This window comes from Halobaculum sp. CBA1158, from assembly GCF_021431925.1.
Classification (GTDB): domain Archaea; phylum Halobacteriota; class Halobacteria; order Halobacteriales; family Haloferacaceae; genus Halobaculum.
Map to the genome: position 1 here is coordinate 537919 of NZ_CP090371.1, position 15937 is coordinate 553855.

The 15937-nt window shown below is 66.2% G+C and carries 30 protein-coding genes; 9 read left to right on the forward strand and 21 right to left on the reverse strand.

Annotation, left to right across the window (positions count from 1 at the left end):
- The first annotated feature begins 9 nt into the window (after nucleotides 1–9).
- The 3 genes from Hbl1158_RS02720 to Hbl1158_RS02730 all read left to right on the forward strand — a co-directional run bounded on the left by Hbl1158_RS02720 (nucleotide 10) and on the right by Hbl1158_RS02730 (nucleotide 2170).
- Entirely contained in the window at nucleotides 10–369 is a 360-nt protein-coding gene (locus tag Hbl1158_RS02720; protein WP_234298542.1) for a helix-turn-helix domain-containing protein, read from the forward strand.
- Nucleotides 370–375: 6 nt separating this feature from the next.
- Nucleotides 376–708: a type II toxin-antitoxin system PemK/MazF family toxin gene (locus Hbl1158_RS02725; RefSeq protein WP_234298543.1), complete on the forward strand. Its 333-nt coding sequence runs from the start codon at nucleotides 376–378 to the stop codon at nucleotides 706–708.
- Nucleotides 709–883: 175 nt separating this feature from the next.
- The gene (locus Hbl1158_RS02730) at nucleotides 884–2170 is read left to right on the forward strand and encodes a tyrosine-type recombinase/integrase (protein ID WP_234298544.1); all 1287 of its coding nucleotides are present in this window, start codon (nucleotides 884–886) and stop codon (nucleotides 2168–2170) included.
- On the opposite strand, the gene Hbl1158_RS02735 is transcribed toward Hbl1158_RS02730, so the two are convergent.
- From Hbl1158_RS02735 to Hbl1158_RS02775, 9 genes are all read right to left on the reverse strand, one after another.
- A complete protein-coding gene (locus Hbl1158_RS02735; protein WP_234298545.1) occupies nucleotides 2134–2298 on the reverse strand; it encodes a kinesin in 165 nt (54 codons plus the stop codon). The genes Hbl1158_RS02730 and Hbl1158_RS02735 overlap by 37 nt on opposite strands.
- Nucleotides 2291–2707 carry a hypothetical protein gene (locus tag Hbl1158_RS02740; protein ID WP_234298546.1) on the reverse strand — a complete coding sequence of 139 codons (417 nt, stop codon included), beginning with the start codon at nucleotides 2705–2707 and terminating at the stop codon, nucleotides 2291–2293. Before Hbl1158_RS02740 ends, Hbl1158_RS02735 begins: the two co-directional genes overlap by 8 nt.
- Nucleotides 2697–2927: a hypothetical protein gene (locus tag Hbl1158_RS02745; RefSeq protein WP_234298547.1), complete on the reverse strand. Its 231-nt coding sequence runs from the start codon at nucleotides 2925–2927 to the stop codon at nucleotides 2697–2699. The genes Hbl1158_RS02740 and Hbl1158_RS02745 overlap by 11 nt, the downstream gene beginning before the upstream one ends.
- Nucleotides 2924–3421, reverse strand: coding sequence for a ribbon-helix-helix domain-containing protein (locus Hbl1158_RS02750; protein WP_234298548.1), 498 nt, complete (start codon nucleotides 3419–3421; stop codon nucleotides 2924–2926). Before Hbl1158_RS02750 ends, Hbl1158_RS02745 begins: the two co-directional genes overlap by 4 nt.
- The gene (locus Hbl1158_RS02755) at nucleotides 3421–4752 is read right to left on the reverse strand and encodes a winged helix-turn-helix domain-containing protein (protein WP_234298549.1); all 1332 of its coding nucleotides are present in this window, start codon (nucleotides 4750–4752) and stop codon (nucleotides 3421–3423) included. The genes Hbl1158_RS02750 and Hbl1158_RS02755 overlap by 1 nt, the downstream gene beginning before the upstream one ends.
- Nucleotides 4753–4861: 109 nt before the next feature.
- Complete coding sequence (locus tag Hbl1158_RS02760) at nucleotides 4862–5002, reverse strand: hypothetical protein (protein ID WP_234298550.1); 141 nt, start codon at nucleotides 5000–5002, stop codon at nucleotides 4862–4864.
- On the reverse strand, nucleotides 4999–5217 hold the full coding sequence (locus Hbl1158_RS02765; RefSeq protein WP_234298551.1) for a hypothetical protein: 219 nt from the start codon (nucleotides 5215–5217) through the stop codon (nucleotides 4999–5001). Before Hbl1158_RS02765 ends, Hbl1158_RS02760 begins: the two co-directional genes overlap by 4 nt.
- Nucleotides 5217–5603, reverse strand: a complete 387-nt coding sequence (locus Hbl1158_RS02770; RefSeq protein ID WP_234299454.1) for a PadR family transcriptional regulator — start codon at nucleotides 5601–5603, stop codon at nucleotides 5217–5219. Before Hbl1158_RS02770 ends, Hbl1158_RS02765 begins: the two co-directional genes overlap by 1 nt.
- A 641-nt stretch (nucleotides 5604–6244) precedes the next feature.
- On the reverse strand, nucleotides 6245–6394 hold the full coding sequence (locus Hbl1158_RS02775; RefSeq protein ID WP_234298552.1) for an antitoxin VapB family protein: 150 nt from the start codon (nucleotides 6392–6394) through the stop codon (nucleotides 6245–6247).
- A gap of 100 nt (nucleotides 6395–6494) precedes the next feature.
- On the opposite strand from Hbl1158_RS02775, the gene Hbl1158_RS02780 reads away from it, so the two are divergent.
- A complete protein-coding gene (locus Hbl1158_RS02780; protein WP_234298553.1) occupies nucleotides 6495–6674 on the forward strand; it encodes a hypothetical protein in 180 nt (59 codons plus the stop codon).
- A 2-nt stretch (nucleotides 6675–6676) separates the two neighbouring features.
- On the opposite strand, the gene Hbl1158_RS02785 is transcribed toward Hbl1158_RS02780, so the two are convergent.
- On the reverse strand, nucleotides 6677–6958 hold the full coding sequence (locus Hbl1158_RS02785) for a hypothetical protein (RefSeq protein ID WP_234298554.1): 282 nt from the start codon (nucleotides 6956–6958) through the stop codon (nucleotides 6677–6679).
- Between the two features lie 206 nt (nucleotides 6959–7164).
- Here Hbl1158_RS02785 and Hbl1158_RS02790 point away from each other — a divergent pair, with 206 nt between their 5' ends.
- The gene (locus tag Hbl1158_RS02790) at nucleotides 7165–7542 is read left to right on the forward strand and encodes a hypothetical protein (RefSeq protein WP_234298555.1); all 378 of its coding nucleotides are present in this window, start codon (nucleotides 7165–7167) and stop codon (nucleotides 7540–7542) included.
- A gap of 10 nt (nucleotides 7543–7552) precedes the next feature.
- On the opposite strand, the gene Hbl1158_RS02795 is transcribed toward Hbl1158_RS02790, so the two are convergent.
- Genes Hbl1158_RS02795 through Hbl1158_RS02835 form a run of 10 tightly spaced genes read right to left on the reverse strand, consistent with a single transcriptional unit; the run spans nucleotide 7553 to nucleotide 11632 of the window.
- Nucleotides 7553–8638, reverse strand: coding sequence for an AAA family ATPase (locus tag Hbl1158_RS02795; protein WP_234298556.1), 1086 nt, complete (start codon nucleotides 8636–8638; stop codon nucleotides 7553–7555).
- 59 nt (nucleotides 8639–8697) lie between these two features.
- Nucleotides 8698–8982, reverse strand: a complete 285-nt coding sequence (locus tag Hbl1158_RS02800; RefSeq protein ID WP_234298557.1) for a hypothetical protein — start codon at nucleotides 8980–8982, stop codon at nucleotides 8698–8700.
- Nucleotides 8979–9215 carry a hypothetical protein gene (locus Hbl1158_RS02805; protein WP_234298558.1) on the reverse strand — a complete coding sequence of 79 codons (237 nt, stop codon included), beginning with the start codon at nucleotides 9213–9215 and terminating at the stop codon, nucleotides 8979–8981. The genes Hbl1158_RS02800 and Hbl1158_RS02805 overlap by 4 nt, the downstream gene beginning before the upstream one ends.
- Nucleotides 9212–9535 (reverse strand): hypothetical protein, encoded by a 324-nt coding sequence (locus Hbl1158_RS02810; RefSeq protein WP_234298559.1) that lies wholly within the window; start codon nucleotides 9533–9535, stop codon nucleotides 9212–9214. Before Hbl1158_RS02810 ends, Hbl1158_RS02805 begins: the two co-directional genes overlap by 4 nt.
- Nucleotides 9532–9879 carry a hypothetical protein gene (locus tag Hbl1158_RS02815; RefSeq protein WP_234298560.1) on the reverse strand — a complete coding sequence of 116 codons (348 nt, stop codon included), beginning with the start codon at nucleotides 9877–9879 and terminating at the stop codon, nucleotides 9532–9534. Before Hbl1158_RS02815 ends, Hbl1158_RS02810 begins: the two co-directional genes overlap by 4 nt.
- A complete protein-coding gene (locus tag Hbl1158_RS02820) occupies nucleotides 9876–10619 on the reverse strand; it encodes a hypothetical protein (protein ID WP_255764137.1) in 744 nt (247 codons plus the stop codon). The genes Hbl1158_RS02815 and Hbl1158_RS02820 overlap by 4 nt, the downstream gene beginning before the upstream one ends.
- Entirely contained in the window at nucleotides 10616–10780 is a 165-nt protein-coding gene (locus Hbl1158_RS02825; RefSeq protein WP_234298561.1) for a hypothetical protein, read from the reverse strand. The genes Hbl1158_RS02820 and Hbl1158_RS02825 overlap by 4 nt, the downstream gene beginning before the upstream one ends.
- Complete coding sequence (locus Hbl1158_RS17135) at nucleotides 10777–10902, reverse strand: hypothetical protein (RefSeq protein WP_255764138.1); 126 nt, start codon at nucleotides 10900–10902, stop codon at nucleotides 10777–10779. Before Hbl1158_RS17135 ends, Hbl1158_RS02825 begins: the two co-directional genes overlap by 4 nt.
- The gene (locus Hbl1158_RS02830) at nucleotides 10902–11342 is read right to left on the reverse strand and encodes a hypothetical protein (RefSeq protein ID WP_234298562.1); all 441 of its coding nucleotides are present in this window, start codon (nucleotides 11340–11342) and stop codon (nucleotides 10902–10904) included. The genes Hbl1158_RS17135 and Hbl1158_RS02830 overlap by 1 nt, the downstream gene beginning before the upstream one ends.
- Nucleotides 11342–11632, reverse strand: a complete 291-nt coding sequence (locus Hbl1158_RS02835) for a hypothetical protein (RefSeq protein ID WP_234298563.1) — start codon at nucleotides 11630–11632, stop codon at nucleotides 11342–11344. Before Hbl1158_RS02835 ends, Hbl1158_RS02830 begins: the two co-directional genes overlap by 1 nt.
- 196 nt (nucleotides 11633–11828) lie before the next feature.
- Between Hbl1158_RS02835 and Hbl1158_RS02840 the strand changes: the two genes are divergently transcribed.
- The 4 genes from Hbl1158_RS02840 to Hbl1158_RS02855 all read left to right on the forward strand — a co-directional run bounded on the left by Hbl1158_RS02840 (nucleotide 11829) and on the right by Hbl1158_RS02855 (nucleotide 15125).
- Nucleotides 11829–12104 (forward strand): ArsR family transcriptional regulator, encoded by a 276-nt coding sequence (locus tag Hbl1158_RS02840; RefSeq protein ID WP_234298564.1) that lies wholly within the window; start codon nucleotides 11829–11831, stop codon nucleotides 12102–12104.
- Nucleotides 12097–13920: a hypothetical protein gene (locus Hbl1158_RS02845; protein WP_234298565.1), complete on the forward strand. Its 1824-nt coding sequence runs from the start codon at nucleotides 12097–12099 to the stop codon at nucleotides 13918–13920. Before Hbl1158_RS02840 ends, Hbl1158_RS02845 begins: the two co-directional genes overlap by 8 nt.
- A 171-nt stretch (nucleotides 13921–14091) precedes the next feature.
- Nucleotides 14092–14385 carry a hypothetical protein gene (locus Hbl1158_RS02850; protein WP_234298566.1) on the forward strand — a complete coding sequence of 98 codons (294 nt, stop codon included), beginning with the start codon at nucleotides 14092–14094 and terminating at the stop codon, nucleotides 14383–14385.
- A 278-nt stretch (nucleotides 14386–14663) separates the two neighbouring features.
- Nucleotides 14664–15125 carry a hypothetical protein gene (locus Hbl1158_RS02855; protein ID WP_234298567.1) on the forward strand — a complete coding sequence of 154 codons (462 nt, stop codon included), beginning with the start codon at nucleotides 14664–14666 and terminating at the stop codon, nucleotides 15123–15125.
- A 218-nt stretch (nucleotides 15126–15343) separates the two neighbouring features.
- Here the strand turns inward: Hbl1158_RS02855 and Hbl1158_RS02860 are convergent, their stop codons facing one another.
- On the reverse strand, nucleotides 15344–15892 hold the full coding sequence (locus Hbl1158_RS02860) for a hypothetical protein (RefSeq protein WP_234298568.1): 549 nt from the start codon (nucleotides 15890–15892) through the stop codon (nucleotides 15344–15346).
- Between the last annotated feature and the right edge of the window lie 45 nt (nucleotides 15893–15937).

The window sequence follows — 15937 nt, forward strand, 5'->3', positions numbered from 1 at the left end:
TGACATACGATGCCCGTCGAGTTCGAGGACTACCGCGAATCGAGTGACGGTGACGGCTTCGACTGGACGCTTCGCGAGGGGTCGAACGCTCACACGATACTGTCGTTCCTCGCCGAGCATCCCGAACAGGGGTTCACCCCGAAGGAGATCCACGAGGCGACCGGCGTGACGCGCGGGTCGGTCGGCAAGACACTCCAACGCCTCGAGGAACGCCAGTTGGTCCGTCACGCGGAACCGTACTGGGCCATCGGGGACGACGACCGCGTCGGTGGGTATCTCGGGATGCTGTCGTCGCTCGACGCCGTCGCCGAGCGCGAGGGAACCGAGGACCGCGACGAGTGGCGCGAGGCCGCTGACACGGGGCAGTAGCGCCGGATGGCTCCGCACACGCGCGGCGACGTGGTGTGGCATCCGGCACCGTTTCGAGACGGCGGGCGACCCTACGTCGTCCTGAGTGACGACGACCACCCGTTCTACGGCGAGGAGTACGTTGTGGTCGGCGTGACGACGACCGAGCGCGAGCGAGCGGTCGCGCTCCCACCGGAGACGTGGGCCGAGGGCGGCGCGCCGAAGCCGAGTTGGGCGTCACCGTGGTACGTTCTGACGGTCAAAGACACGACCATCAGCGATCGTCTCGGGCGGCTCACGGCGGAGACGACAGACGAGATCGCGACAGCGGTTGCTGGGATCCTCGGACTCGATATGTAGTCTCCGAGGCGCAAACTGGTGGAGGGATCATGAACCACGCCCGGACTCGCTTCGTTCGCCCGATCTACCTCACATCTCTCCACGCGAGGCTCCTTGGCCTCATTTCGTTCGGCAGGAGAGCCGGTGGAGGGATTTGAACCAAACCTTTACCATCCCAAGCGCCGCGCCTAGCCTCATGCCAGGAGACCCCAGCCGGGCCGTCGACACCCTCCGCGAGCAACTCCGCTCCGGAGACCGCGGCGGCTGCGAAGACGACCGAGATCTCCTCCTCGACTTCAGCGACGAGCTGAAGATCCGGCGGGAGGACTACGGGCATCACCGACACGAGAAGCTCCTCCGACACACCGTCCGCATCAGCGAGAACGCCGACACGTGCATCCACGAGAGTATCCTCGAGGAGGACGTCGACGAGGAGAGCGACGCCTTCTACGCCGCGAAGGACGCCGCGAAGGCGGCCGTCCGCTGGATCCACGACACGTACGACGTCGAGGACGGCAGCCAGGAGACAAACCGCGACTACCGCGTCGCGTTCCGCCTCGTCGCGAAGCACATCACCCGCGGCGACGAGGTCCCCGACACCCACGACTGGATCTCGACGAAGACCACTCGCGACTACCAGCCTGAGCCCGACGAGGCTGACATGCTCACCCTCGAGGAGGCCGAGGCGATGGCCGAGGCCGCCCGCAACCCCCGCGACCGGGCGCTCATCATGCTCCAGTTCGAGGGTGGATTCCGCGGCGGGGAGCTGTTCGAACTCGCTGTCGACGACATCACCGATGGCGAGCACTCGATGAAGGTCCGCGTCGACGGGAAGCGCGGCGAGCACGACGTCCACCTCATCAAAGCCGTCCCGTTCGTGAAGCGATGGCTCGCCGAGCACCCCGGCGACGGCGACGATCCGCTGTGGTCGAAGTTGAACACGCCCGAGGCCGTCTCCTACCAGCGGTACCTCCAGTGCTTCAAGGAGTCCGCTGCGCGCGCCGACATCGACAAGCCGGTCACGCCCACGAACCTCCGGAAGTCGAACGCCTACTGGCTCTCTACGCGCGAGAAGTCCCAGGCGTTCATCGAGGACCGGCAGGGTCGCGCCCGCGGCTCCGTCGTGATCGGCCGCTACGTCGCGAAGTTCTCTGGCGAGACCCAGGAGAAGCAGTACGCGGCGATGCACGGCGTCGATATCGACGAGGAACCCGAGGCCGAGGAAGTCCCGCCGGTCCCCTGCCCCCGATGCGAACTGAAGACGCCGTCGGGGAAGGACTACTGCATCCACTGCAACTTCTCGCTCGATCTCGAGGCGAAGGAGCTGCTCGACCGCGTCACCGAGCGGATGGAAGACAAGGCGCTCGAGCACGGAGACCGGGAGTTGCTCACCGGCGCTCGGACGCTCCGAAAGAAGCCGAACATGATGGACAAGGACGACCTGCATCAGTTGGCCTCCTCGCTGTCGGACGCGAACGACTGACGGGCGAGCTCGCAGATCCGCGCGACCTCCTCGTCGGTGTCCTGGTAGCGCTCGTAGAGCCGGTCGAACAGCTCTTCGTCCTCGTCGCTCGGCTCGTGGGTCGTGGGTGGGGTGGTCGCCTCAGTCATGGTGATAAAAGGTCGCGATGTGCTCGTTGTGCGGGCTGTACTGCGCCTCGTCAATGGGGCCGCCCGCCCGCTCGACCTCGCGGACGACCCGATCGTACACCTGGTAGTGCTCGGGCTGGTACGCCGTCACGATCGCCGAGCTCCCGTCGGGCTGGTCGACCTCGAGGAAGACGACGTAGTACTCGACGCCGCACCAGGCGACGCCGCCGTATCCGTAGACGGCGCTGGCTTTGTGGTCGCCCTGTCCGCGGATCCACGAGTGTCGGTGGAGCCCTCGGATGTGCGTCGAGAGGGCGAGTGCATGCCAGGGGTCGATCGTGTCCGGGGGCGTACGGTCATCCCACTGGTCGCGAGCGTGGCCGGTGAGGTGGGCGGGGCCCATGCCCTCGGGGTCGGCGCTACTCGCCATCGCCACACCCCCAGTCAGTCCACGTCGTCTGCCCGCGTGTGTCCGGGCGCTCCACGTCGCCGGCGGCCTCGAGCTCGGGCACGCCGACGGTCTCCTCGCGACCGGCGGGGTCGGGCGTCGCGTCGACGGTCTCGCCGTCACTCCCCAGCGCGGCCGGCCGCTCGGTGATGTACTGGACGGTGCCGTCGAGCGCGGGGCCCTCGTACGACCGCCCGCTCATCGGTCGCCTCCGTACCGTTCGAGGGCGTCCTCGACATCACGGTACCCCCGCGCCCGGCGGAGGTCGTCACCGTCGAGATTGCCGTCGTAGATCGCCTGCGACAGATCGGTCACCAGGTCACGGTAGGCCTGGTTGTTCGCCGCCTGTCCGGCAAACAGCCATACGATGGTCACAACCAGGCTGACAGCGGTCGCCGCAACGGGCCTCGCCACACCGACGCCCACAAGGCACCAGGCGGCTCCCATGAGCAGGAGCCACGCAGTCTCTCGCCGGTGCGACCGCGGGTCGTCCCACGGCGAGACGGGCTCGGGGGACTGCTCGCCGTCGATGTCCTCACCACCGTCGGTCATCGGCCGGTCGACGCCGTAGTCGTCGAGGACTCGGTTGACCCCGCTACGCAGCACGTCGCTGCGGTCGCGAAAGTCCGACGTGTCCGCGAGCTCGTCGACGGCCTCCAAGTCGTCCTTCGAGAGGCGGAGCGTGACCCGGGGCATCAGGCGGTCACCTCCTCGCGGATCTCCGCGATCTGCTCACCCAAAGCGGGCTTCTCGAGCAGCTTCGAGCTACCCTCTTGCTTGAGACCGAGTAGCGATAGCGCATCGCGTGCCTCGTTATCGCTGACGCCGAGCTCGGCGGCGACATAGCTCGTCCACGCGCTGGGGCCCTCTGACTCGACGGCGTCGAGGACCTCCGGGAGCCCGACCCGCGCGGACATCCGCGACTCGTCGAGCTTGCGGTAGGGCCACGCCTTCTCCTCACCGTCGTCGTCGCCGTCGGCATCGTCGCCGTCCGGCTGCGGCTCCTCATCGAGCAGCGGGCCATCGTGATCAACGACGGCCGGCTCGAGGGCGTCCCAGTCGACGGACCGTGGCTCCGGAGTGGGGCCGGAGGTCTCGTCGACGCTCTCGTTGGTCTCGGCGAGTCGGTAGAGCACCCGGCGACCGTCCTCGGGATCTTTCCGCGTCGAGACGCGGCCGTCGTCGACGAGTTCTCGCAGCACCTTGCGGTAGTAGCTCGAGGATGTCTCCAGCTCCTGGCTGATCTCGTCGGTGGTCGACTCCCCGCGCTCCTCAAGCACGGCGAGGATCTGACCCCGGATGTCGCCCGCAGTAACGTGGATGTCGTGCTGTACGAGGCGGCTACGGACGGTGTGGTAGCTGACTCCGAACTCCGCGGTGGCCTCCTTGATCGTGTCGTGAGCGTCGTACGCCCACCGGAGGTGGGCCTCGTCGGTGTGGTCCAGCTCCTCGCCGTCGGGGAGCGGCCGCCCGTCGACGGCGTCGCCGTCGGTAGTATCGCCGCGATCGTCCGCGTCGGCAACCTCCTCACTCCCCGTCGCGACCGGCTCGATCCGGCTGTCGGATCGCTCGACAACGGCGGACTCGGTGGTGTCCAGCGATAGTTCTCGCGGCTTGGCCGCCGCCTCCGAGGGCGCGTCCTCCCTCTCGCGATCGCCGTTTGATACACCGTCATCCGCTTTATCAACCGCCTCATCGCGCCCGGACTCGGCCTCGAAGAGGACGGGACGGCCGTCGTCGTCGACGCGACCGTCACTCGACGCCGGCATCGCCCCCGCGAGCCGGTGGGGCTCCGAGCCGTCCTCCGCGTTGGCCTCCGGCTGGGTCTCGGAGTGGGCCTCCAGGTCGGCCTCGGCGGGGATAGTCAGCGTGAGCTGCACGCGAGCGGCGCGACCGTCGCCGGCGGCCACGGCATGGTCGACCTCGTCGACGTCGATGCCGAGCGCTTGGAGCTGGTCGACGACCTGGGCAGTCCGCTCGAGCGCGACCGGGAGGCTGAGCGTGTCGGCCTCGTCGGTGGTCGCCATCAGGCCACCTCCGTCAGGTCGACCGTGAGGCTACTGCCGATCCAGGCGTCGCCGCCGGCGTCGAACACGAGACCACCGCCCCAGCGCGGGTAGGCGTCCAGGTGCTCCATCAGGCACCACCCCCGTACCGGCAGCCGGGACACTCGCCGTCGACGAGCCAGCGCTCCGAGACTCGCTCACCACACCCCGTACACGACCCGTCGCCGGCGACGAACGCCTCGAACGACGGCGGGAGCGAGTCGGCGCTCACGCCCGGTCACCCCGGCGGTCGATGAGCGGCTGCCAGTCGGGGAGCACGGTGTTGCCCTCCTGGCTCGGGGCTTTGATGCCGGTCCAGGAGAGCTCACACTCGAGCAGCTCGGGGGGAGCGTCGACGAGCGACCCCTCGCTGGCGCGGGCGTCGCGCTCGCAGGGGCGGCACAGCCGATTCGACGTCGGGGAGCCGCAGTTGCGACACCCCGACATCACGCCTCACCCCCGAGGGCCACATCCAGGAGGTCGTACACGTCGTCGACGCGCTCGGGCTCGGTGACGTAGTGCGAGAGCACCCACCCCAGGCGATCGCGGACGACCGCCTCGCCGGCGTCGGTCAGCGCGTACTCATTGGTCCGCTTGTCGAGTTCGCTCTTCGCGACGAGCCCCTCGTCGACGAGGGTGTCCAGGTTGGGGTACAGCCGGCCGTGGTTGACCTCGGTGTCGTAGTAGTCCTCGAGGGCGCGCTTGATCGCGAGCCCGTACAGCGCCTCCTCCGAGAGGATGGCGAGGATGTTGGTCTGGAACGCCGTGAGGTCGAGCGGGCCGACGCGCTCGCCCGGCGTCGACGCCGTGGCCGTGCTGTCGGCCTCGCCCATCGGCGTCCCCTCGTCGGCGGGCTTGCCGACGGCGTCCACGTCGACGCCGACTCGCTCGCCGCCATCGGTCGCGACTGCCCGCCACTTGTCGAGCGCCTCGGTGTGGATCTCCAGGCCGAGGATCTGCTCGCCATCGTGGTGGATCGTCGCGACCTCGGGTGCCCCGATCTCCCCCTCGCCGTGCTCCTCCTCGAACTCGCGGCCCCACTCGGTGTGGAGTAGCTCGTGAACACGCCCGTCGCTGTCGAACGTCTCCAGGAGCTTTGCCTCGACCCACTCCTGCGCCCCTTGCGAGCTCCCGGGGACGTGCTCGGGGACCGCGTCGGGGTAGTCGGCAAAGATGAAGTCGCCGACGCCGTCCGGTGCCGCATCGCGGTGCAGCGTCGCCGTCGCCGTGTGGGGCGCGTCGACGTCGACCTCGTCGGTCCCGCCGATGACGACGTTTTCATCCGCGGTAGGTGCGGCTTTCGTCTCAGTAGCCGGTGTGTTACAATCAGCATCGCTGTCGGTACCTTCATTCGTCGTGCGGGCATCATCCCGCGTGTCTCGTTGCGTTGGCATCCTTGATCGGGATTCGCATCGGGACGGCGGCCCACGCGGCCGGATTCAATTGGACCTGAGGCCGGGCGCGTGGGATACCGTTAGTTCTGTGCCGGTGCATCGCGATGGGCATCCTCGACCTCATCGAGGAGGCCGTTGATCACGTCGTCGAAGGAAACACCCGGCTCACGCCTGTCATTCAGACGCTTCCAAGTGTCCCGACTTATCCGGACGGTAGTGTCATCGCCCATCGTACTTCACCATGTATGCATGCATAATAAGCACTTTGGAGCCTAAGCTACTTGCATCCTTGGGGCACCGTATATATGCACACAACTTCCAGAACATCGTATGTCCGAAGACGGAGACGGCGACACGTCCATCCGGATCAAGATCGAAACGTGGCGTCGGCTGAAGGACCGGAAGACCATGCCTGACGACTCGTTCGACAGCGTGATCAACGAGCTGCTCGACATCGCCGAGGAGGCTGAAGAGGGAAATCCGAGTAAGGTCCCCGCTTCTGCCGACTGACGTCACGCTCTCTCCTCCAGTTCGACGTCGACGTTCACGTGTTCGAGCGCCGCCCGAACCCACGGCGGGATGACGACCACTTGCGCCGGCGTGATCCGCTCGGCGACCCCTTCGTGATCAACGCGATAGCGCCACGTCTCACCGGCGTGTGAGAGCCGGACGCACTGGCCGTCGCCGTCGGCCTCGACTTCGATCGTCGCGTGACGATCGCCGGTCGACACGTCGAGCCCGGCCTCGTAGAGATCGAGCTCGAACGTGGACCGGCGCGATTTGCTCTCAGGCACACCCCGACCGACGCGCCGAACCACGGAAAAACGGGGGGTCATTTCCGGCCCCACATCGGTCGAGTTGCAGTAAGTATATTGCACCGACACTATGCATTGAACCCGTGTCGTCAACGAAGTATTGCGTCTCGTGCGGGTCTGAGATCGATGCGTCCGCGCAGTTTTGCCCTGAGTGCGGGCACGAGGTAGGAGCGTCGTCGACGAGCATGGTCAAGTCGGGCGACGCTGAGACACGCAGCCGCTCAGAGACGGTGGCCGACGACGAGTGGGACGACCCCGCGGGCGTTGGGCGGTCGTCGGGCGGTGGCGGGTGGGGGCTCCGTGGTCGAGAGACGATGTTCTATGTCGGGCTCGTCCTCGGGATCGCCGCCGTCATCTTCTTCGGGTGGGTGTTCTTCCTCATCGCGATCCCCGAGGCGCTGCTGGCGCTGCGGGGAAGCACGCTGCAGAATTCGTTCCCGTCGGACGCGCGGGACAACCCAGCCGTCGAGGGCTCGCTCCTCGCGATGCGGCTGTACGGAAACTTCATATTGTTAATGATGGCATTGGGGTTCATCGCGGGGATCCTACTCGTCGCGTTGTAGGAGACCGCGATCACTCCGGCGTCGCGCCCTGACCTACGTCCCCGAGTGGGTCGACCGGCGACTCGAGATCCGGGTCGAGCGGGACGTAGCGAACACCGCCGCCATCGCCGATCCGGTTGATGAGGTCGTAGTCGCGGAGCTTCTGCAGCTTATTCCTGCGCGATCGCTTCGAGATCGGGTGGCTGTCGGTCGTGTAGACGTCGTCGGTGACCTCGTCGTAGCGGTTGTGCAGCGCGCCGGCGTCGATCCCGCCCGCCCCCGCCTCTTGAATGAGTGCGTAGAGGACCTGATGGTGGTACGGGAGGCTGTTTAGATTCGCCTTGCGGATCTCGTCGCGAGCGCGCTCGCGACCGATCTCGATGTGGCGGTCGGAGATCTCCCGGGCCTCCTGCTCGCCGGCGACGACAGCGGCATACCGGAGCGTCTGGATCCCACGCCGGGCCGCGCCGGCTGCCTTGTCGGCGACGCGCTCGAGCGTACTGCGGTCCCACGCTTGCGGGGGGAGTCCCTGCTGGGCCCGCGGCTCGAGGATGTCCGCGAGCTCGTCGACGCCGTATCGCGTGAGCTCGATCTGGTTGCGAGAGTGCCACGGCTCGCCACCCACCTGGTCGGCCTCGTGGCGGACCAGCCACTCCTCGAGGTCGTGGATGATAACGATCGCGGCGACGCCCGGCGCGCGCTCGACCGCTTGGAGGACCTCCGTCTCGTGGAGGTCGTCGGCCTCGTCCAGCAGGAGGACGGCGGGCCCCTCAAGGGACCGGAGTCGCTGCTTGCGTTCGTCGATGGACAGCGCGCGGTGGACGTCGCCGTCGACGGGCAGCTGCTCGAGGGCGCGCAGGAGGATCCCGCCAGTCGTTTTTCCGAGGCAGCGGATCTTCGCGACGTTGAGGGCGGCCTCCTCCTGGTAGCGAGTGAGACAGTGGCGCGCGAGGGTGGTTTTCCCGACGCCGGAGGGGCCGTGGATGAGGACGTCGTTGTCGGTGTACCCCCGACTGATCGATGAGAGGCGCGAGAAGAGTTTCTCGGTTGGTTGCTCGCGATGCTCGAGCCGCCGCGGCAACCAGTCGTCGCGGAAGACGCGTCGGTCCGACAACATACCCGTCTCGTCGCTGACGTGTGGAGGTGATATAAACCGGAGGGTGACTTCCGGCCGCTTTAAGAGTTGGTAGAAATCAACGACTCGAATTCGTCCCACTCAGCGCCCAGCACCTGGTATCGCCAATACAGCGTGTGGGCGTAGGCCTGCCGGCACCGGTCGCCGTCAACCTGGTTGTGGTCGATGTCGTCGATCCCACGCCCGCGGCCGTGACAGATCCCGCAGCAGATCCACCCGGTCGGCTCACCCCTCGCGATCCCGTCGACGGTGACCGGCGTGTGTGATACCTCGATGTGGTAGTACGTGTCCGGGTCGAGCGGGCTGGGGCCGGCTGGCTTCTTCATGGTCCGGCCTCCGCGTCGACGACGCCATCGCGATCGCGACGCCCGAACTCGCCGTGGAGATCGGCCTCGACCCACACCGCGGTGACGCGCTCGTTGCCACCGCCGACCCACTCGCCACCTTCGCGGCGCTCCTCGAGGAGATCCCACGCACCGTCCGGTCGGCGCTCGATCCTCGTCCGCCGGCGCACGCCGTCCGACTCGGTCCGCGCGAGGATGAGCGACTCGGGGATCATCGGTACACCTCCCAGCGGGCGTCCGCACGCATCGTCGCGATGCTCTTCGCGAGCTCGTCGTCAGGGTCGGGACACCGGTAGTGCCGGTTGCGGAGCGTCACCGTGGCCGCGACGTAGTCGCCGTCGCGCTCGTCGACGACCGCGCGGAACCGCGGGAGCTCCGGCTCCAGCTCGGAGGTGTCCTCACGGACGGGATCGCGCGCCTCGGTGCAGCGGAGCACGTCGCCCGGCTCGAGCGCGTCCCACCGGTCGGGCCGCGTAACCGCCTCGCCGGTGCGGTCGCCGGCGGCGCTGTCGTCGGCGTCGGTCGCGACGGTCACGCCTCGAGCACCTCCGTCGTGCCGTCGACGCGCTCGATGCGCGGCGCGCCGGACACGTGCTGGCCGAGCAGCGGGTCGAGTCGCGAGCGGTCGACCCAGGCGGGGATCGTCCGCTCGCCTCTGGCGTACTCGGCGCGGCGGATGTGACGACACCGAACGCCACGATGCAGGCAATCAGGGCAGTCGCAAACCCCGGCCCGCAGATCGACGGCGTAAATTCGACCGGAGTCGGAGACGACTTTGAAACGCTCAGAGTCGTCGGTGGGGAGGACGACCATCGCCGACGTAAGCGCCGAAGCGGAACGCTTGTTGAGAGACGACTCGATTGACGGCGTCGTGCTCATGCTGTCACCTCTTGCTTGAGCTCGTCGTACTGTTCCCGTGAACGGTGCTCCCACTTGTACTCGAACCCAGGCGGAGCTGGGCCCATCCACGAGAGTAGTTGCTTTGTGCCGTCGAGATCGAACCGCACGAGTGGCTCGCTCCAGTTCGGATCGAAGCCGTGGATGCGGAACAGCCGGCAGAGAAACTCCGCACGATCGGCTTCGTTGTGTGTCCCGAACGCTGCGAACGCATGCTCGCGATCGCTCCACGAGAGCCCACCGTCCGAGCAGTACCAGGCCTTCGTGATCGTCGGGTTGAGATCCAGCGTAGAGGGGTACCGGATGGTGTCGTCCGGATACCACTCCTCACGGATCTGTGTTAGCGCTGGGTGTGCACGGATCCGGAGCATGTAGATGTCGCTGTACTCCCACTCCCCGCCAGAGTTGTCGAACTTAGGGTACTTTGCGGCGTTCTCTTGCAGTTCTGCACCGGTTGATTTGAGCACTGGCTCAACCGCGAGCCGCTCTCCAAATCTCGAAAACAGCCACCGAAGCCAACGCTCGTTCGTACTTGAGACGGTCATCGAGGCATGTCCTCCGTCTCTGCGCGCTTTCTGTACGCACCCGTCCCCCATTGTGAGTCCGATGAGCAAATTGTGCTGCTCCTCGGTCAGATCGGGGTACGTGCACGACTGCGACTTGCTGTAATGCAGATTGATTACCTGGAACTCACGACCGCAAGAGTGGCACTCGACTGTCATCGGTCGCCCTCCACGGCAGCGCGCACGCAGTCGAGACACCGCCCCCAGCGCCGGTGGATCACGCCGTGAGTCTCACAGCGCATGAGTTGGTCGTCGGGCGTCCCGCGCTCGTCGTGGGGCGCGCGGTCGGCTGCGTGGGCGTTGGCTGGGGAGAGACTCACGCCGAGCCCTCCGTGACCGCGGTGACGCGCAGGCCATCAGTCGCGAACGCTTCGGCGACCCACGCGATATCGGTCGTGTAGACGCCGGCGGCACCGTGGACGCGGTAGGTCGTCGTCGCCATCACGCGAACACCTCGGTGTTCTCGGCGAGGATGTCGTAGACACCAGCCCGCTCGGCGGCGTCGCGATGCTCGCGCATCCACTCGGTCGCTTCATCGACGGCCGCCTGTACGTCGTCGGCGTCGTAGGGGTCGATCCACGCATCGTCGTCGATGATGACGTTCGCGAGCTCGTCGGCGATGACCTCATCGACGATCGCGTCGGTCTCTTGCAGCAGATCCTCGCCGGCGACGAACGCGGTGTCACGGATCGACTCCGGCTGAGAGCCATCCTCGGCGAGCGCGTGTGCCCGCTCGGCGACGTCGACGACATGGAGCAGCTTGTCGGACTGCCCGATCGTGTCGTGGACGGTGTTGTGGAGCAGCGGCGAATCGAACTGCTCGGCGGCCACGCGCTCCAGCGTGCTGACTTTCTTCCGGGCGCTCCGGTTGAGATCCCGCATCACGCACGCACCTCGATGCCGTCCGCGAGGTCGTCGACGAGCTCCTGCATCGAGCGGCCGTCGTACTGGAGGTCCTCCCAGCCGCCGGCGACGTCGCGGACGTGGGCGACGTACTCGCCGAGATCGGCGACGCGCTGGGGCATCTGGATGTCGCCGTCGTCGTCGACGATCCATGCGACGTGGCGCGTGCTGTACCAGTAGTGGTCGTTGCCGTCGGCGTCGGTGCCGAGGTAGGTCGAGTCGCCGGTCAGGTCGGTGAGCCTTTCACGGCTCGGGGTCGTAGCGTTCATCGCTGGTGACTCCAGCACGGTCGGGGGCGTGCCAGCGCCCCGGGCCACCCCTCTTGGTGGCGGCCACGTCCCGTGCTCAGTTACGTCTACAACGGGCTCCACCTTATAGCTTGTGCATACTGCATAGTTAGATAGCCACCTTGTTACTCCCGTGCTGTCCAAAACGGCTAAGTGCGCATGGTGGGTTACTTTGCACATGGACGGTGCACAGTCCATCGACGAGATGGACGCAGATGACCTGACGCGGACCGACCGCGCCATCCTCGATGTCCTCAAAGAGGGTCGGGGTGGTGACGAACCGTGGGGTATCGCGACGAAGGGACGCCTCGTCGACGAGACCGACTTCTCGCGAAACTCGGTCTACAACCGGCTGGAGATCCTCCAGGCAGCGGGCCACGTCAAGCTGATACACGAGGGAACTCGGGAGTTCAAATTCGTCGATGACCCTCGCGAGGAGGTGGACGATGAGTAGCGCCCAGGAGCAGCTCGCCGATGGAGCCGGCGACACCTCCGACTCGACCGTCGAGCTCGGCGATGTCGCGTTCGACCCGGTGACGATCCAGGACTTCCGCCTCAGCGTCGAGGGGAACTCCAGCACGGGCAAGTCCAACACGCTGGCGGTGATCCTCGAGGACCTGGCGGACGTCCCGGTGCCGACGTTAGTCGTCGAGCGACTCGGCGCGCTCGCGCCGGTCCGCCTCGTCGACGAGGACATCGTCGTCGTCGGCGCTCGCGAAGAGGAGGGTGTCGACCTGGCGGTCGCCCTCGAGGACCTCGACCAGATCGGCGAGTGGGTGCTCGACCGCGGGATGAAGGTGCTGCTCGATATCTCGACGTACGCCGACTACGAAGACGACAAGAGTCGCGTCCACCTCGCCGCGGCGACGGCGATCCGGTCGCTGAACGACCGCGCTCACGAGAAGTACCGCGCCGGCGACCGGACGAAGAGCCTGCTCGTCGCCGACGAGTGCCATTGGCTCGCGCCGAAGGACTCGGCCCCGGAGCCGCAGATGGACGAGTGGGTGAAGCGCTGCCGCGGTCAGCTCATCAAGGCCAGCACCGAGGGCGGCAACAAGGGGATCTCCATCATCGCGGGCTACCAGCGCCGGGCGTTCCTGCACAACGGCGTGATCCAGCTCGCGCAGGACTTCATCGCCCACCGACCGGGCGACGAGGATATCGCGCGCACCGCCGACGCGCTGCGCTGCTCGGAGGAGGACCTCGCCGAGCTCACGACTGGCGAGATCCTCGCTCTCGGTGAGTCGATCACCGAGGGCGACCTCGCTGGCCCGACGCAGGTCCGCAAGCGCTCGTCGCCCGACCCGCGCGAGGAGACGTTCGACCTCCCCGAGACGCCGGACGCGCTCGCCGACGTCCTCGACGAACTCCAGGCGGAGGTGCAGGCCGAGCAGGAGCGGCGCTCCGAGCGCGAGGACGAACTTGAGCGCCTCCGCGAGGAGAACGAGCGCCTCCAGGAGCGTGTCGACGAACTGCAGCAGGAACTCGACGACACCGAGCGCCTGTCCGAAGCGCTGTCGAACCTCCAGGGTGGCGGTGGAGCCGCCGCAGACGTCGGCGAAGGAGTGGCCGACCTCCAAGAGCGCGTCGACGAGCTGAAAGGCGAACGCGACGCGCTGGAGGCCGACCTGGCCGACGAGCGCGAGGCGCGCGAGGCCGCCGAGTCGGAGGTCACACGCCTGGAGGATCGCGTTGCCGATCTCGAGGCCGAGCTGCAGGAGGTCCGCGCGGCGTTCGAGGGCGCGACCGAGCACGTCCGCGGGCTCGCGGAGACCTTCGACGTGGACGTCGACGTCGTCGAGCCGGTCGCAGCCGGCGAGGGGGACGACGGTGAGCTCTCGGAGGCCCGCGAGGAGCGCGACCGGTTGCGCGAGCGCGTCGCCGATCTCAAAGAGCGCCTCGCCGACGCCGGCGAGCCGTCGGTGCCGACCGACTACGAGGACTTCCTTGAGGACGAGATCGTACAGACGGCGATCGAGGACGCGAAGTCAGACGGGAGCGTCTCCGAGAAGTACGTCCGAGCGGTCGTGGCGGCCATCCTCGAAGAGGGAGAGCCCGTAACGATGGATCGCGTTCTCGAATTCCCGGGCGTCACCGAGACTGGAGGGCACGCCAAGCGAGCTGCAAAGGCGCTCGAGAACCGCCGAGTCGTAACCGTCGACGATGATGGGGACTCGATCCAGGTGGACTTCCACGTCGACGGCGTCAGAGAGATTAAAGCCGAACAGCAGCGTCGAGAGCGACGCGAACAAATCATGGATGACATCTGAGCCCAAACGGCGCGAGAGCGCGTGAGCCGATCGGCTCCTCGGGGTTTATCACACACCTGCGAGTCGTGAGACTATGGCTGCTGCCGAGGGTCGATACACAACGCCGCTGTTACTGTTGACAGGTGCCGCGTTTCTCGTCTGGGCCATCGGGACGGGCATTCTCCTATTCGGATGAGCGACCGCGAGTCGCTCGGCCCGATCACGTGGCGTCGTCCACCGGATCCAAACGACGGGGCGCGCATCGCTGTCGAGATCGTCGCGACCGACGACGGGGCCCGGATCGACGTTGACGTCGGCGACCAGGAGACGACCGCCGAGCTCGCCGGCGACTCGGACGATCGCCCGGCCGTGTTGCTCCTCGAGGATGCCGTCACGCTGGACGGCGACCGCGTCGAGGCGATTCGGCTGCCGAGCGGGACCGATGACGCGGTGACGCAGGCGGTGGCGTTCGTCGCGAACAATTGATCGAGGGAAGCAATCAGGTCGAGATCCGGTCGAATCGCGGGTATTTTATCAAATCGACACAAGCTGTGAATGTCTAAATGGATGCTTTCGGGGACGCGTCTGGAGATCTGAGAAGCCTTCTCACAGAACACTGTGATGTTTTTGTTGCAGCTGTGGTGTGGGGAGATCGGATGTCTTGTGCACGGTGTGCGAATAAATCAGTTCGCCAGGCAGACGACGTCCCAGAGGCGAAGTGGAGAAATATGGATGATGTACAGAAGAGACGAATAATGGAGTGCATGTCTGACAATGATCATCTCCAATTCGGGTATGCAAAATTTGAACGCGGACAGCTTCTGTCGCTGAACTTGAGTCACTTGTTGTACGAGAATGTTGACTTGCCCCCGTACTGGAATTTAGCTCTTGAAGGCTACGCTTATGGCGAAGTGTTGCACGAAATGGGTGCACAAAACGAAGCCCGTTCGACATTCACATTTGACCGCGTCAATTCAACAAACCAGTCCGAAGCGGTCAAACAGCACATCTCCGATTTCGTCGGGGATGTTGATATCACGTACAAAGGCTCCCGGAAAGAAGGAGGGATCCAGACCGCGGACTGCTTTGCCGGTGCCGTCGCTGAAGATCTAAAACGTGGTACTGACTGGCTTTCGAACATTAGTGACAGTCGGATCACCGAGTCGAGTTATTCCTCTCTGGTGCAGCTTGAACACAGGCTGCACGAGTATGATACCGGACCGTGATTGGCCTCTCACCCGCCAGCCCATCTCGGTGACGTCCCCAAAGTACGGAATGTTCACCCAGATGGACGAGGTGATTTTCTCACCTATGCGAGGTCATCGCCCTCTCACGGCTTTATCGGTACCTGCACGTACACGTCAGTCAGTAAAGGGTCTTTTGGTACATTATCAGAATGGCGATTGAGATACCGCTTGAAACTCGTACGAACAGACCTGTTACTTCAACCCTCCTTCCACACCCTCTCGTCAAGCCGTTCTCTCACCGCACGCTCTCCCCCCTGCGCCGACAACCCGACGCCACGGTAGTGGTCCCATGCCGCCCATGGGTTGAGTGCCGACGCCTCCTCGTGGGCGGCCACTAACGTCTGGCCCTCGCCGGCGGCAAAGAGCATCACGTGGATTTGCCGCTTCGCCAGCGGCGACTCTCGCCACGCCCAACTCCCGATTTCGACGCGCCCGTCGGGCAGCCGCTTCAATGCCGCCAGGGGCATCCTCCGGAAGCCGGCGTCCCAGAGCAGGCGCTCGGTCTCCTCGGGAGAGGCGTCGATCACGCCGACGATCTCCCGCGGGCGCAGCTCGTAAGCCGCGAAGTGGTCGCCCGGGAGACGCTCGCGAGCGACGCGGTCGAGCAGCGGGAGCACGAGCCGGCGGAGCGTCTCCCACCAGTCCGCTGCGGGTCCGAGCCACCGACGCGTCCGCGGACTCTGGAGCGCGCGGACGAACAGCAGCAGTCCAACGAGGCTGACGAGCGATGCAACTATCGGGACCACGCTGGCCGTCGTCTCGGGTAGCATCTGTAAAGTGGTGCTCGCCAG

What these genes read in the sequence shown, in the direction of transcription:
- Hbl1158_RS02815 (WP_234298560.1), bottom strand. Translation starts at nt 9,879, where the DNA reads ATGAGCACGACGCCGTCAATCGAGTCGTCTCTCAACAAGCGTTCCGCT.
- Hbl1158_RS02795 (WP_234298556.1), bottom strand. Translation starts at nt 8,638, where the DNA reads ATGTTGTCGGACCGACGCGTCTTCCGCGACGACTGGTTGCCGCGGCGG.
- Hbl1158_RS02790 (WP_234298555.1), top strand. Translation starts at nt 7,165, where the DNA reads ATGGTCAAGTCGGGCGACGCTGAGACACGCAGCCGCTCAGAGACGGTG.
- Hbl1158_RS02835 (WP_234298563.1), bottom strand. Translation starts at nt 11,632, where the DNA reads ATGAACGCTACGACCCCGAGCCGTGAAAGGCTCACCGACCTGACCGGC.
- Hbl1158_RS02730 (WP_234298544.1), top strand. Translation starts at nt 884, where the DNA reads ATGCCAGGAGACCCCAGCCGGGCCGTCGACACCCTCCGCGAGCAACTC.
- Hbl1158_RS02775 (WP_234298552.1), bottom strand. Translation starts at nt 6,394, where the DNA reads ATGGGCGATGACACTACCGTCCGGATAAGTCGGGACACTTGGAAGCGT.
- Hbl1158_RS02845 (WP_234298565.1), top strand. Translation starts at nt 12,097, where the DNA reads ATGAGTAGCGCCCAGGAGCAGCTCGCCGATGGAGCCGGCGACACCTCC.
- Hbl1158_RS02735 (WP_234298545.1), bottom strand. Translation starts at nt 2,298, where the DNA reads ATGACTGAGGCGACCACCCCACCCACGACCCACGAGCCGAGCGACGAG.
- Hbl1158_RS02740 (WP_234298546.1), bottom strand. Translation starts at nt 2,707, where the DNA reads ATGGCGAGTAGCGCCGACCCCGAGGGCATGGGCCCCGCCCACCTCACC.
- Hbl1158_RS02850 (WP_234298566.1), top strand. Translation starts at nt 14,092, where the DNA reads ATGAGCGACCGCGAGTCGCTCGGCCCGATCACGTGGCGTCGTCCACCG.
- Hbl1158_RS02720 (WP_234298542.1), top strand. Translation starts at nt 10, where the DNA reads ATGCCCGTCGAGTTCGAGGACTACCGCGAATCGAGTGACGGTGACGGC.
- Hbl1158_RS02830 (WP_234298562.1), bottom strand. Translation starts at nt 11,342, where the DNA reads ATGCGGGATCTCAACCGGAGCGCCCGGAAGAAAGTCAGCACGCTGGAG.
- Hbl1158_RS02800 (WP_234298557.1), bottom strand. Translation starts at nt 8,982, where the DNA reads ATGAAGAAGCCAGCCGGCCCCAGCCCGCTCGACCCGGACACGTACTAC.
- Hbl1158_RS02765 (WP_234298551.1), bottom strand. Translation starts at nt 5,217, where the DNA reads ATGTCGGGGTGTCGCAACTGCGGCTCCCCGACGTCGAATCGGCTGTGC.
- Hbl1158_RS02820 (WP_255764137.1), bottom strand. Translation starts at nt 10,619, where the DNA reads ATGACAGTCGAGTGCCACTCTTGCGGTCGTGAGTTCCAGGTAATCAAT.
- Hbl1158_RS02745 (WP_234298547.1), bottom strand. Translation starts at nt 2,927, where the DNA reads ATGAGCGGGCGGTCGTACGAGGGCCCCGCGCTCGACGGCACCGTCCAG.
- Hbl1158_RS02770 (WP_234299454.1), bottom strand. Translation starts at nt 5,603, where the DNA reads ATGGGCGAGGCCGACAGCACGGCCACGGCGTCGACGCCGGGCGAGCGC.
- Hbl1158_RS02805 (WP_234298558.1), bottom strand. Translation starts at nt 9,215, where the DNA reads ATGATCCCCGAGTCGCTCATCCTCGCGCGGACCGAGTCGGACGGCGTG.
- Hbl1158_RS02855 (WP_234298567.1), top strand. Translation starts at nt 14,664, where the DNA reads ATGTCTGACAATGATCATCTCCAATTCGGGTATGCAAAATTTGAACGC.
- Hbl1158_RS17135 (WP_255764138.1), bottom strand. Translation starts at nt 10,902, where the DNA reads ATGGCGACGACGACCTACCGCGTCCACGGTGCCGCCGGCGTCTACACG.
- Hbl1158_RS02725 (WP_234298543.1), top strand. Translation starts at nt 376, where the DNA reads ATGGCTCCGCACACGCGCGGCGACGTGGTGTGGCATCCGGCACCGTTT.
- Hbl1158_RS02755 (WP_234298549.1), bottom strand. Translation starts at nt 4,752, where the DNA reads ATGGCGACCACCGACGAGGCCGACACGCTCAGCCTCCCGGTCGCGCTC.
- Hbl1158_RS02750 (WP_234298548.1), bottom strand. Translation starts at nt 3,421, where the DNA reads ATGCCCCGGGTCACGCTCCGCCTCTCGAAGGACGACTTGGAGGCCGTC.
- Hbl1158_RS02840 (WP_234298564.1), top strand. Translation starts at nt 11,829, where the DNA reads ATGGACGGTGCACAGTCCATCGACGAGATGGACGCAGATGACCTGACG.
- Hbl1158_RS02780 (WP_234298553.1), top strand. Translation starts at nt 6,495, where the DNA reads ATGTCCGAAGACGGAGACGGCGACACGTCCATCCGGATCAAGATCGAA.